A 12233-nucleotide genomic window follows, 5' to 3' on the forward strand; every position below is an offset into this window, starting at 1 on the left:
CTTGAAAATGGGGAGGGCTAGACAGAGCTTGCTTTTGGTTCACTGGATTATTCAAATGCAGCAACCGGATTTAGTTCAGAGCAGCAACCCCCTCTAACTCCCCCTTAAAAATGGGGAGGACCTGACTGAGATCGCTATTCGTTCGCTAACTTATTCAAATGCAGCAACCGGATTTAGTTAGGAGCAGGCCCCTAGCTCCCCCTTGAAAATGGAGAGGAACGGACTGAGATCGCTATTCGTTCGCTAACTTATTCAAATGCAGCAACCGGATTTAGTTCGGAGCAGCACCCCTTCTAACTCCCCCTTGAAAATGGGGAGGAGCGACTGAGATCGTTATTCGTTCACTAACTTATTCAAATGCAACTACCGGATTTAGTTCGGAGTAATAACCCCCTCTAGCTCCCCCTTGAAAATGGGAAGGACTGGACTGAGATCGCTATTCGTTCGCTAACTTATTCAAATACAGCTACCGGATTTAGTTCGGAGCAGCCCACCTTCTAACTCCTCCCTGAAAATGAGGAGAACTGGATCGCTCTAACAGATGCAATCAAAGCAAACATTATATGAATTCTCGATTATCGCTTCACACTAAGCGCACTCCGCTCTAGTCCCCTCCCCTTTCTAAGGGGAGGGTTAGGGAGGGGTTGAGAACGCAAAGGAAGCACAAGTGCAACAACGAACGTTTAACTTGAAGTATCAAAAGAAAATCAGAAGCCAGCTACGCTCGAATATGCCAAAACCTGAAGAAGTACTTTGGCAAAGAATTAGACGAAAACAACTCGGTGTAAAGTTTCGTAGGCAACACGGTATTGGTCGCTACATCGTTGACTTCTATTGTGCGGAATTGAGCTTGGTTATTGAGATTGATGGTGATAGCCATTTCTCTGCTGAGGGGAAAGAGAAAGATGCAATGAGGGATGCATTCATGGAAGCACTGGGGATTAAGGTTCTGCGATTTACCAACGAAGAAGCGATGAAGCAAACCGAGTCTGTTTTGGAAAGGATAATTCAATTTAGTTCGGAGCAACAACCCCCTCTAACTCCCCCTTAAAAATGGGGAGGACCTGACTGAGATCGCTATTCGTTCGCCAACTTATTCAAATGCAGCAACCGGATTTAGTTCGGAGCAGCAACCACCTCTAACTCCCTCTTAAAAATGGAGAGGACCAGAAAGAGAGCGATTCAACTAATGCAATCGCCACAGACATTATATTAACTGTCGATTGGCGCTCCACACTCAGCGCACTCAGGTCAAGTCCCCTCCCCTTTCTAAGGGGAGGGTTAGGGAGGGGTTCTGTTACAAACTCAAAATCACACCAGCGATTGATGCACTCATCAAGTTCGCCATTACACCTGCTGCGATTGCGCGGAAGCCGTATTTCGAGATGAATGAACGCTTCTCTGGTACGAGTGAGCCTAGACCACCAATCAGCATTGCCATGGTTGAAATGTTTGCGAAACCACACAGTGCGAAGGTTACGATAGCTTGTGAGTGTGCGCTTAGCTGAGACTTCACTTCCATCAGTTGGATGAAGGCCACGAACTCATTCACAACAATCTTGTTACCGATCAGAGAGCCTGCCACGATTGCTTCCTTCCAAGGGATACCCAACAACCATGCGATTGGTGCGAATAGGTAACCAAGTACTAGCTCGAAGCTCAGTTCCATGCCAAACAGACCGCCAAACCAGCCTAGAATGCCGTTTAGCATCGCGATGACACTTACGAACGCCAATAGGGTTGCACCTACCGCTACTGCGATACGTAGACCAGACATTGCGCCGTCTGCCATTGCTTCAACCACGTTAGTTGCACGTGGAATTTCTACTTGGTCTAGATCCATATCCTGAGTTGTGGTGTCTGTCTCTGGCATCATAATTTTTGCCATTAGAAGACCCGCTGGCGCAGACATGAATGCCGCTGCGATTAGGAAGTTCAGATCCACACCCAGTGATGCGTAACCTACTAACGTGCCACCAGCAACCGATGCCAAACCACCAGTCATTACTGCGAAGAACTGAGAGTCTGTCATGTGCTTAAGATATGGCTTAACGACTAGTGGTGCTTCAATCATGCCCACAAAGATGTTCGCTGTAGCAGATAGTGATTCTGCTCGGCCAGTACCTAACAAGCGCTGTAGACCACCACCGATTAGGTTGATCACTTTAGGCATCAGACCGATGTGGTACAAACCTGAAATCAGTGCTGAGAAAAAGATAATGATGCCAAGTACGTTGATCGCGAAGGTAAAGCCACCTGTTGCTAGGTTGCCAAATAGGAACGCGATGCCTTCTTGACCGTAGTTGATCAGATTAGAAACCGCGCCAGTTACTGCGTTAAGAGCTTCTTTACCCGCTGGTACATACAGTACCAATAGCGCGAAGATAACTTGCAGAGCAAAAGCCAAAGACACCGTTCGTAGACGAATGTTCTTACGGTTAGTCGAAAGCAGCCATGCTACGAATAGGATGGCTACGATACCAAGAATTGAGTTCATAAAATGAATCCGACAAAGGGGGAACAGGAAAGGCGTCGGATTGTATAGAGCATAATAAATGCTGCAAGTTGGAGATGTTAACAGGCTGAATAAGTCAGCTGGTTGCAATTTAACCAGCCAAATAACCCATTGAATTAAATAAAGATAAACGTTTGCCTAAAATCATTATTTCCAAATGGAAAAGATGTTTCTGAATTTGGAAAAATTTTGTGATTCAAATCACCTTATGTATTCGCTACTTAGGAATCGAGATATAAGGAGCTAATCGCTGATCCCAATGGCAAGGCGATCCGATCTTCTGTTTGATGAAATCGATCACTGCAGAGATCTTTTTCGGCATATGCTGACGACTTGGGTACACTGCATAAAACGGCATAGATTGGCTGGCTCTCCAATCTGGTAGAAGCTGAATCAATTTGCCTGAGCGGAATTCATCCCCCAGCAAGTAAGTGGCTAAGTAAGCAATCCCCCACCCTGCGATCGCAGCATCACGTACCGCTTCTGCCAAATCGACTGAGTAGTTGCCAGAGACTTTCACGTTGAGCTCTTGCTCGCGATTGGTGAACGCCCAACTGGTGTAGTCACGCTCCCAACTGCGGTAGATAAGACAGTTGTGTTGCGACAAGTCATTCGGTTCGGTTGGCGTATCGTACTTGAGTAAGTAATCCGGCGATGCTGCAACCACGAATTGACAATCTGCTAAGCGCTGAGCAATGTAGCCTTCTGGCAAATGTTCATTATTGGTGATCCAAAGATCCAAGCCTTCTTCGAGCATATCGACTTTGTAATCGAACAAATGCACTTCAACTTGCAGTTGTGGGTACTGCTCGCGAAGTTCTTGGATGGCAGGAATGATGTGGAGTGTGCCAAAAGACTGCGACAAACCAAGGCGAACTAAACCGGCGACTTCATCACGCTGGCTTTCCATCTCTAATGTCGCGCTGCTAACGGCTTGCACCAGTTGCTCACAGTGGTGGTAGAAGGTTTGCCCCGCTTCGGTTGGCGTGAAGCTGCGCGTGGTACGTTGCACAAGCTTGATGCCTAATGAAGCTTCTAATTGGCTAAGCTGTTTACTGACGTGAGAAACAGACACGCCTAGGCTCTTTGCCGCGGCGGTAAAATTCTTATGTTTGATCAACGCCGAGAAGATCACCATTTGTGCAGCACGTTCAGATAACACGCAAACCTCGTTTAAAATAGAGAAAACAAAGGGCTCCGAAGAGCCCCTTTTTATTCGTTTATACATTCAACCTAGAATGTGATGCGGTCAGCTAAATGACTCACCGCCAGTGCGAAGTAGTAAGAGCGGTTCCACTTCATCAGCACATTGTAGTTGTTGTACACCAAGTAAGTACGGCCGTTCTCATCGTCTGGCATAATCAGCCAAGCTTTAATGTCTTCGTCCAGCTTAGGAAGTGGGCTGCCATCGTATTTGGTGATACCAAGCTTGCTCCACTCTTGAAGGTACTTACCTTTTTCTGCTTCGCGACCTTGCAGGTTGTGGTCAATACCGTGTGGCACTTTAACCTGACGACCCCAAGTGAACTTATCATCCCAGCCAGATTTGCTTAGGTAGTTCGCAGTAGAAGCAAACACGTCTGCTTCCGATTGCCAGATGTCCTTCTTACCGTCGCCGTTACCATCTGCGGCAAAGCGCAGGAATGAGCTTGGCATAAACTGACATTGACCCATCGCGCCAGCCCAAGAACCTTTGAAGTTCTCTAGCTCGATATGACCTTCATCTAGAATTTGTAGCGCCGCCATGGTTTCTTTACGGAAGAACTCTTCACGACGACCTTCAAATGCCATGGTCGACAACGCGTCGATCACACGGAAGTTACCCGTGAACTTACCGAAGTTACTTTCCACGCCCCACAGCGCAACAATAAAGCGCGGCTGCACACCAAACTCATCGCCAATGCGTTTTAGTTCAGCGTAGTGTTCTTTATACAGTTGCTTCGCTTGCTTTACCTTCCACTCAGGTACCGCACGCGGAATGTATTCGTCTAACGTCAGTTTCTTCTCTGGCTGGTTACGGTCTGCTTTTACTGCACGTGGTTTGTATTCCACATCAGAAAAAGCGGCACTGATCACCTGCTCAGAAATACCTTTATCACGCGCTTCTGCACGCAATTTATTTAGGTATTCATCAAAGCCGTCGCTGCTTGCAAAGGCTGAAGTACACATACCAACGCTGAGCATGGCTGCCAGTAATTTTTTCATATCGCCCTCCTTTATGAGCGAGGCAGAGTTCCCAGATGAAAAGTTGCGAGTTTATTCGCCTTTCTGCTGGGCTTTTTGTTCTTTGTATTTATCGAGTAGGTTTTCCGGCGGAGGCGGAACCTGTAGGAAGAAACCGTCATTAATTAATGAAGCTTTCACTTTCTCGACATCAACTTGTGCCAAAGTACGGCCATCAAGTTTGATTGTCATCACCGGCATAGGCTTACCGAACATTTGCATAAGCATGTCAGGAACCTGTGAGAAATCATCCTTTTTCGGAATATAGAGATAAGTGCCTTCTTTTTTGGAACTTTTATAAATAGAACAAAGCATGACGAGCCTTTTGTGCTGATTTACCCGCTTTGAGTGCGGATTTTGTTGAAAACGTAAAATTCTCGCAAACTTGATTGCAAATTTGAGATTAATTCACTTATTTGCCCGCTTGAGAACTTGCTGCGCTAAAGGATGAAATATAACATGACAGACCTAGTTTAAGGCAACGCTCTTTCAATAAAGGCAAGAAGTCCACGATGACCCATTCACCTGACCTTAAAGGTAGCAGTTTTACATTGTCAGTTTTACACCTTTCTGACAATGAGATCGCTACGACTGTCGAATTTTTGCAAGAAAAGGTTTCTCAAGCGCCTTCTTTCTTCGCATCCGCACCTCTGGTTATCAATATAGCAAAAGTAGAAGGTGATATTGATTTCCTCGCACTTAAACAAGGCATCGCTGACGCAGGGTTTATTCCGGTTGGTGTGACTGGCTGTAAAGATAAACGCGTTCAAAACCTTGCCTCAGAAGCGGGCTTCGCCATCATGTCTGCGAGCAAATCTCCAACTCAAGCACCAGCCAAAATGGCGCCAACGAAGATCGTGCGTACGCCTGTTCGTTCTGGCCAGCAAATCTATGCGAAAGACGGTGACTTGGTTGTACTGGCACACGTAAGTGCTGGTGCCGAAGTGATTGCTGATGGCTCTATTCACATTCATGGCACCCTACGCGGACGTGCTATTGCCGGGGCGAGTGGTCAACAAGAAGCACGAATTATTTGTCACGATTTACAAGCTGAACTGGTTTCCATTGCAGGAGATTACTGGTTGAGCGATCAAATTGAGAGTGAGTATTGGCAAAAGAAAGTAATGATCAGTAAAGCCGAAGAATCATTACATCTAGAAACACTCACGATTTAGTCTAAAAAGGAAATAAAATGGCACGCATTATTGTAGTAACGTCTGGCAAAGGTGGCGTTGGTAAAACCACTTCAAGCGCAGCCATCGCCTCGGGTCTGGCTCTAAAGGGTAAAAAGACTGCGGTGATCGATTTTGATATCGGCTTGCGTAACCTCGATCTTATCATGGGCTGTGAACGCCGCGTGGTGTATGACTTTGTTAACGTCATCAACGGCGAAGCAACGCTTAACCAAGCGATGATCAAAGACAAGCGCACAGATAACCTATTCATTCTTCCAGCTTCTCAAACACGTGATAAAGACGCGCTAACGAAAGATGGCGTACAACGTGTGTTCACTGAGTTGGATGAGATGGGCTTCGACTTCATCATCTGTGACTCACCAGCAGGTATCGAGCAAGGTGCTCTGATGGCGCTGTACTACGCAGATGAAGCGATTGTAACGACGAACCCGGAAGTATCTTCGGTACGTGACTCTGACCGTATCCTAGGTATTTTGGATTCGAAGTCGCTACGCGCAGAGCAAGGTCTTGAGCCAGTTAAGCAGCATCTACTGTTGACACGTTACAACCCTTCTCGCGTAACACAGGGTGAGATGCTAAGCGTTGAAGACGTGGAAGAGATCCTACACATTTCTCTATTGGGTGTGATTCCAGAGAGCCAAGCGGTATTGAATGCATCAAACAAAGGTGTGCCAGTGATCTTTGACGAGAACACAGACGCAGGCATGGCTTACTCTGATACGGTAGACCGCCTACTGGGCAACCAGGTTGAATTTCGTTTCCTTACTGAGGAGAAGAAAGGACTCTTTAAACGACTATTCGGAGGCTAGACATGTCACTACTAGAATTTTTCCGCCCACAAAAGAAAACTTCTGCGAATCTAGCCAAAGAGCGTTTGCAGATCATCGTTGCTGAGCGTCGTAGCCAGAACGATCCTGCACCTTCTTACCTACCTCAATTGAAAGAGGACATCTTGAAGGTAATTAGCAAGTACGTTGCGATTGATCCAAACATGGTGGATTTGACGTTTGAACACAAGGACGATGATATTTCAGTTCTTGAGCTAAACGTGAAGCTGCCAGAAGACGAGAAGTAATTACTTTTCGACTTTACTTGAGAGTCCTCCTCTTCGTCATTCTGGACAGCGAGGTACGAGCGTGATTCAGAATCTATTACCAGAGCACTCGGGTTGGTGAAAGAAGGTTTTGGCTTCAAAGCGGGCTGTCAGTAGATTCCTAGTCTCACTTAGGTTCGCTGGAATGACCCAGTGGTTTAGCCCTGCTAAAATGGGGACTCAAAACAAAATACAAATGCGTGTTACAAAAAAGGTTGGCGATAATGCCAACCTTTTTTATTTGCTCCTATTTCAGAAGCTTATCCATGTTCTTTCCAAGAAGTTCAAGGCGCCAGCCTTGCATGACATCTGGTAGGCGCGCTGGATCGCGATCTTTCTTCCATACCCAACTAATGATTTGATTGATCTGCTTTTTAGAAGCCAAGAACTCGGTCGCCAAACCTGACTTCTGCGATGCTACCTTCACTACATCTTTCATGTTCTTGAAGATTTGCTTGTAACCCGGGTAATCCATTAAGCGCTCGATTTTAGCTGGATATTCATCAGCTGGTGTCAGTTTCGCTTGCTTCACGATACCCGCAATCCTCGCACCGTGGCGGTTAATCGCGCGGATGTCGATGCCTTCTGCTTCCATCTTCTTAAAGCCAGTCAAACCAAGACGAGCAACCGTCAGTAAGTCACCTTCTTTGAAGATGAAATTTAATGCGAGGTCGCGCTTAATTGCTTCTTTATAACGCCAAGTTGCTAACGGCTTAAGGATCGCAAGTTCAGCCGGTCTTAACTGCCATGCGCCTTTAATGTCTAGGTACGCGTTTTCTTCGTTCACGTTGCGAATACGCTTTGATACCAGCAGGTCACTCTCTTGCTGAACCGCTTCCCACCAGCCGGCTTCATTGACTTTATCGAGTAGCTTCTCGTAAAGAGGCATTAGGTAATGAACGTCAGCTGCGGCGTAATCAAGCTGCTTTTGAGTCAATGGACGTGCCATCCAGTCCGTACGAGACTCGCTCTTGTCGAGCTCAACGCCTAGGTATTCTTCCACCAGCGTTGCAAAGCCCGTCGACAGACCGTGACCTAGGAATGCCGCCATAAGTTGAGTGTCAACCATTGGGAATGGTGTGCAGCCAAAGGCATTTTGGAAGACTTCTAAATCTTCACCACACGCGTGCAACACTTTCAATACGGAAGTGTCTTTTAGTAACTCGACGAATGACGTCATGTCAGTCAGTTCCGTCGGGTCGATAAGGGAAAGTTGTTTGCCATCGAAAAGCTGAATCAAACCTAGTTGCGGATAGTAAGTTCTGATTCGGACGAATTCGGTATCCAGCATAACTACTCCGGCTTCTCTTGCTAGAGCGCAGACTTCTTCTAGGTCTTTGTTTTTCGTAATGATCTGATAGTTCACATGCTTCTCGCTATAAAAAAATGCCAGCAAAACGCTGGCATTCTAACACTATTTGGCAATAAATGATTGTTGCACAAAGAAATCCGCTTATGCGCTCTTCTTGGCGAGCTCTGCGTCATTCTCTTCACGCAGTACGCGACGAAGGATCTTACCTACGTTGGTCTTAGGTAAGTCTTCGCGGAACTCAACCAACTTCGGCACTTTGTAGCCCGTTAGGTGTTGGCGACAATGAGCAATCACTTCGTCTTTGGTTAGGCTCGGATCGCGTTTCACTACGTAGATCTTCACCAACTCCCCAGATACTTCGTGAGGCTGACCGATAGCCGCTACTTCCAGTACTTTGCCGTGCAGTGCAACTACGTCTTCAATTTCATTCGGATAAACGTTGAAGCCTGATACAAGAATCATGTCTTTCTTACGATCCACAATGTGCAAGAAGCCTTCATCATCAAACTTAACGATGTCACCCGTCGATAGCCAACCGTCTTCGTTGATCACTTCTTTGGTCGCTTCCGGGCGCTGCCAGTAACCTTGCATCACTTGAGGACCGCGAACTTGAAGCTCACCTGTCTCAGTGTTTGCAAGTGCATTACCTTCTTCATCAACAATACGTACTTCAGTTGATGGTACAGGCAGACCAATAGAACCGTTGTATTCCACTAGGTCGTGCGGGTAAGCGGCCACCAATGGAGAACATTCTGTTAGACCGTAACCTTCTAGTAGATAACAGCCGGTGGTCTTTTGCCATTTTTCAGCTACGGCACGTTGCACCGCCATACCACCACCTACTGCTAGGCGAAGGTTGCTGAAATCTAACTCATGGAAATCTTCGTTGTTCACTAGCGCGTTAAACAGGGTGTTAACACCAGTAATTGCAGTGAACTGGTATTTTTGCAGCTCTTTCACAAAGCCCGGAATATCACGCGGGTTAGTGATAAGCAAGTTGTTGCCGCCCATTTCAACGAACAGCAAACAGTTCACTGTCAGCGCGAATACGTGGTAAAGCGGCAGTGCCGTAACAACAAGCTCGCGACCTGGAGACAGTACTGGACCGTATGCACCTTTCGCCTGCATAACGTTAGCAATCATGTTGCGGTGCGTCAGGATTGCGCCTTTCGCTACGCCCGTTGTACCACCGGTATACTGCAGGAATGCGATATCATCACCAGACATGAATGGCTTCACGTACTGAAGGCGACGACCTTTGTGCAGTGCTTTACGCATTGAGATTGCGCCAGGTAAGTCGTACTTAGGCACCATGCCTTTCACGTACTTAACGACGAAGTCGACAAGCGTACCTTTCGCGCGTGGTAGCATTTGGCCAAGACTGGTCAAGACCACGTGTTTCACTGGTGTATTTTCTACAACCTGCTCAAGTGTGTTCGCGAAGTTAGAAACGATAACGATCGCCGTTGCACCGGCATCGTTTAGCTGATGTTCAAGCTCACGTGGAGTATAAAGTGGGTTCACGTTCACAGCGATACAGCCAGCACGCAAAACACCAAATAGCGCGACAGGGTATTGCAGCAGGTTTGGCATCATAAGCGCGACACGGTCGCCCTTCTTCAGCTTAAGTTCGTTTTGTAGGTATGCGGCGAATGCGCGGCTACGCTCTTCCAATTTGCGGAAGGTCATGACCGAACCCATGTTCATGAATGCCGGTTGGTCTGCGTACTTTTGAACAGACTGTTCGAACATTTCTACCAAAGACTCATATTGCTCTGGATTAATGGTTTCAGGTACGTCACTTGGATAACGTGAAAGCCATGGTTTATCCACGATGTTACTCCTCGTTTATAACTGGCTAAAAAATAGCGTCCTTTTTATTTTGAACACTATTACAGCACAGCAAACGTGCTTGAGCACGTAACTCTCAAACACTTGTTTAAATTTTGTTAACTACACCAAGAATTCGCTTTGCGACCTCGAGTGTTTGCTCTAAATGGCAATGGTGCCCACCCGCGACAGAAACCACATTCGGTGGATTTTCGCCCCAATCGACTTGGTTAGACTGTAAATGCTGAAATCCTTTGTCACCCAATATGATCAGGTGCGGACAGCGTATTTGGCTGGTGATCGAGTTCGCGTGATCCTGTGCCATACGATAAAGAGAATCGCACTTTAATTTGGCATCGTGTCGCCAAAACCACTGGTTCTCGCGACATTCAGTTCCGCGCTCTACGATTGGCATCAACTGCTCGGCGGTCAGGTGATTCGCTTGTATGCGTAGCTTTAACGCCAGATCGAAAGAAGCGATAGATCGCTCCGGTTTATTGCGTTGACGTTGTCGGCTAAGGACACCATCTCGCAGTCGTTTCACACTATTGGAGGGTTGTTCAGCGAGTGGACCCGCTCCTTCAATTTGCACTAACGCTTCGACCTGTTCAGGAAAGGCAGCACTATAGCAACTTGCGATTAAGGCGCCTAGTGAATGCCCTACTAACATCAGTCTGTTTGGCGATAATTCATCCAATAGTTGGTGTAAATCAGCAATGTAGTCGTGGAAGGGGTAGTAATTGTCCGAGGATTTATGACTGGATAAGCCATGACCAAATAGGTCAATCGCTAATAAATGAAGGTCAGGGTTTCGCTGATGGATAGCATTCATCAAACTTTTGAAGCTTCCCGCGTTATCCATCCACCCATGAAGAAAAACGACTGAACAAGCAGTCGTTTTTTCGTTTCCGATCTCTAAGGCTGCCATGCTCCCATTTGGGAGTTCGAAACGGCGCTCATTCATCACAGATTATTTAACCTTCTTGATAACCTTGCCGTCTTGAGGGAAATCATTTCGCCACATGCGGCAGTTAATGGAGTAACAAGGGTAGTAATAGGTTGGCGTGTCGTACATACGTACTCGCTCTTCAATCTTCCATAAGCGGTAGCCATCGCCTTTTATCGAAGGGAATATGTATTGGTGCTCACCAATTTTGCCTTCTTCTTCGCCCGAACCTTTACCAACAACGGTAATGATTCGACCTTTACTAAAAGCAACTGGCTCTAAGTAACCATCAAAATACACCGCGAAGCGACCCGTTGGTTCTTGGTCAATGTCGGGCTTGCCTGATTTGCTGATTGGTAGGTTTACGATCTCCAGGCGCGTTTGGTCTTTCAAGTTATCCACTTTCGCGATAACACCACCAAGACGGACATCGTTAGCAGCCTGTCCTTGGTCTTCAGCAAAGGCTTTGTAATCCGTCAAAACCTGCTCGGTGCTTGCATTCAGCTCTTCAGGAAGAGAGCTACAGGCAGAAAGCCCGAATGCCGCGATAATAACCAGAAAAATACGTCCAGAAAGTTTCATAAACCCCCACTATAAATTCGTTGTTTTACACATAGATATCGACACCAAGTAACTGAGCAAGTTCCTCTTTTTTCGCTCGATTCATGACATCCATATACTGTTCCATTGCTTTGCGAGCATGACCCTCAGGCAAATCGTATTGCACTTGAGCACGATGAATCTGAGACTCATCCACTTGCTTAATGGAATGCGCGACGGCGTTTGCCACCTTAGAAGGTTGACCAACGGGCTGCTTATCTTGAGCTTTCTTTACCTGCCCTTTTTTACCAACTTTATTGGTGTGATTTGCACCCGGTATTAACGCGGGAGGTAAACCATTGATAGACGCCATAACGCTCCATAAAAATACAGGGCAAACGCCCCGTGTATTCTAGGGTCTGTTGATCTTTCGCGGTTAAATTTTGTTCGAGATAAAATCGTTTTAGGTGAGGCAAGGAGTGTGACGCCTAGTCATTCTAAGCAAATACTCCTTAACAAAGCATAAAACGATTTTAGCCGAACCCTTCGGGCAGCGTTTGTTGGCCATTTCTACTGCG

At 46.6% G+C, this 12233-nt stretch carries 13 protein-coding genes; 4 read left to right on the forward strand and 9 right to left on the reverse strand.

Annotation, left to right across the window (positions count from 1 at the left end):
- Positions 1-667 precede the first annotated feature (667 nt).
- Complete coding sequence (locus C1S74_RS06375; protein ID WP_082039060.1) at positions 668-1051, forward strand: endonuclease domain-containing protein; 384 nt, start codon at positions 668-670, stop codon at positions 1049-1051.
- Positions 1052-1297: 246 nt separating this feature from the next.
- Here C1S74_RS06375 and C1S74_RS06380 read toward each other — a convergent pair whose 3' ends face one another.
- The 4 genes from C1S74_RS06380 to C1S74_RS06395 all read right to left on the reverse strand — a co-directional run bounded on the left by C1S74_RS06380 (position 1298) and on the right by C1S74_RS06395 (position 5053).
- The gene (locus tag C1S74_RS06380; protein WP_045400856.1) at positions 1298-2497 is read right to left on the reverse strand and encodes a NupC/NupG family nucleoside CNT transporter; all 1200 of its coding nucleotides are present in this window, start codon (positions 2495-2497) and stop codon (positions 1298-1300) included.
- A 235-nt stretch (positions 2498-2732) separates the two neighbouring features.
- Complete coding sequence (locus tag C1S74_RS06385) at positions 2733-3677, reverse strand: LysR family transcriptional regulator (RefSeq protein ID WP_045400854.1); 945 nt, start codon at positions 3675-3677, stop codon at positions 2733-2735.
- Positions 3678-3748: 71 nt separating this feature from the next.
- Positions 3749-4720 (reverse strand): lytic murein transglycosylase, encoded by a 972-nt coding sequence (locus C1S74_RS06390; protein WP_038865648.1) that lies wholly within the window; start codon positions 4718-4720, stop codon positions 3749-3751.
- Between the two features lie 51 nt (positions 4721-4771).
- The gene (locus C1S74_RS06395; RefSeq protein WP_038865650.1) at positions 4772-5053 is read right to left on the reverse strand and encodes a YcgL domain-containing protein; all 282 of its coding nucleotides are present in this window, start codon (positions 5051-5053) and stop codon (positions 4772-4774) included.
- A 197-nt stretch (positions 5054-5250) separates the two neighbouring features.
- Between C1S74_RS06395 and minC the strand changes: the two genes are divergently transcribed.
- The 3 genes from minC to minE are packed head-to-tail and all read left to right on the forward strand — an operon-like array spanning position 5251 to position 7009.
- Positions 5251-5913 (forward strand): septum site-determining protein MinC, encoded by a 663-nt coding sequence (gene minC / locus C1S74_RS06400; RefSeq protein WP_038865652.1) that lies wholly within the window; start codon positions 5251-5253, stop codon positions 5911-5913.
- 17 nt (positions 5914-5930) lie between these two features.
- Complete coding sequence (minD, locus tag C1S74_RS06405) at positions 5931-6743, forward strand: septum site-determining protein MinD (protein ID WP_005437688.1); 813 nt, start codon at positions 5931-5933, stop codon at positions 6741-6743.
- 2 nt (positions 6744-6745) lie between these two features.
- Entirely contained in the window at positions 6746-7009 is a 264-nt protein-coding gene (gene minE / locus C1S74_RS06410; RefSeq protein WP_005437690.1) for a cell division topological specificity factor MinE, read from the forward strand.
- Positions 7010-7274: 265 nt separating this feature from the next.
- On the opposite strand, the gene rnd is transcribed toward minE, so the two are convergent.
- The 5 genes from rnd to C1S74_RS06435 form a co-directional block, all read right to left on the reverse strand.
- Entirely contained in the window at positions 7275-8393 is a 1119-nt protein-coding gene (rnd, locus tag C1S74_RS06415; protein WP_045400853.1) for a ribonuclease D, read from the reverse strand.
- A gap of 87 nt (positions 8394-8480) precedes the next feature.
- On the reverse strand, positions 8481-10172 hold the full coding sequence (fadD, locus tag C1S74_RS06420; RefSeq protein WP_045400852.1) for a long-chain-fatty-acid--CoA ligase FadD: 1692 nt from the start codon (positions 10170-10172) through the stop codon (positions 8481-8483).
- A gap of 106 nt (positions 10173-10278) precedes the next feature.
- Entirely contained in the window at positions 10279-11133 is an 855-nt protein-coding gene (locus tag C1S74_RS06425) for an alpha/beta fold hydrolase (protein ID WP_045400851.1), read from the reverse strand.
- Positions 11134-11139: 6 nt separating this feature from the next.
- Positions 11140-11697 (reverse strand): Slp family lipoprotein, encoded by a 558-nt coding sequence (locus tag C1S74_RS06430; protein WP_045400850.1) that lies wholly within the window; start codon positions 11695-11697, stop codon positions 11140-11142.
- 25 nt (positions 11698-11722) lie between these two features.
- A complete protein-coding gene (locus C1S74_RS06435; protein WP_045400849.1) occupies positions 11723-12028 on the reverse strand; it encodes a hypothetical protein in 306 nt (101 codons plus the stop codon).
- Between the last annotated feature and the right edge of the window lie 205 nt (positions 12029-12233).

It is taken from the genome of Vibrio hyugaensis, from assembly GCF_002906655.1.
Classification (GTDB): domain Bacteria; phylum Pseudomonadota; class Gammaproteobacteria; order Enterobacterales; family Vibrionaceae; genus Vibrio; species Vibrio hyugaensis.

Bases quoted from the DNA above. Each gene is read 5' to 3' on its own strand.
- minC (WP_038865652.1), top strand. From the start codon at position 5,251: ATGACCCATTCACCTGACCTTAAAGGTAGCAGTTTTACATTGTCAGTT.
- C1S74_RS06430 (WP_045400850.1), bottom strand. From the start codon at position 11,697: ATGAAACTTTCTGGACGTATTTTTCTGGTTATTATCGCGGCATTCGGG.
- minE (WP_005437690.1), top strand. From the start codon at position 6,746: ATGTCACTACTAGAATTTTTCCGCCCACAAAAGAAAACTTCTGCGAAT.
- C1S74_RS06390 (WP_038865648.1), bottom strand. From the start codon at position 4,720: ATGAAAAAATTACTGGCAGCCATGCTCAGCGTTGGTATGTGTACTTCA.
- C1S74_RS06425 (WP_045400851.1), bottom strand. From the start codon at position 11,133: ATGAATGAGCGCCGTTTCGAACTCCCAAATGGGAGCATGGCAGCCTTA.
- C1S74_RS06380 (WP_045400856.1), bottom strand. From the start codon at position 2,497: ATGAACTCAATTCTTGGTATCGTAGCCATCCTATTCGTAGCATGGCTG.
- C1S74_RS06395 (WP_038865650.1), bottom strand. From the start codon at position 5,053: ATGCTTTGTTCTATTTATAAAAGTTCCAAAAAAGAAGGCACTTATCTC.
- C1S74_RS06435 (WP_045400849.1), bottom strand. From the start codon at position 12,028: ATGGCGTCTATCAATGGTTTACCTCCCGCGTTAATACCGGGTGCAAAT.
- minD (WP_005437688.1), top strand. From the start codon at position 5,931: ATGGCACGCATTATTGTAGTAACGTCTGGCAAAGGTGGCGTTGGTAAA.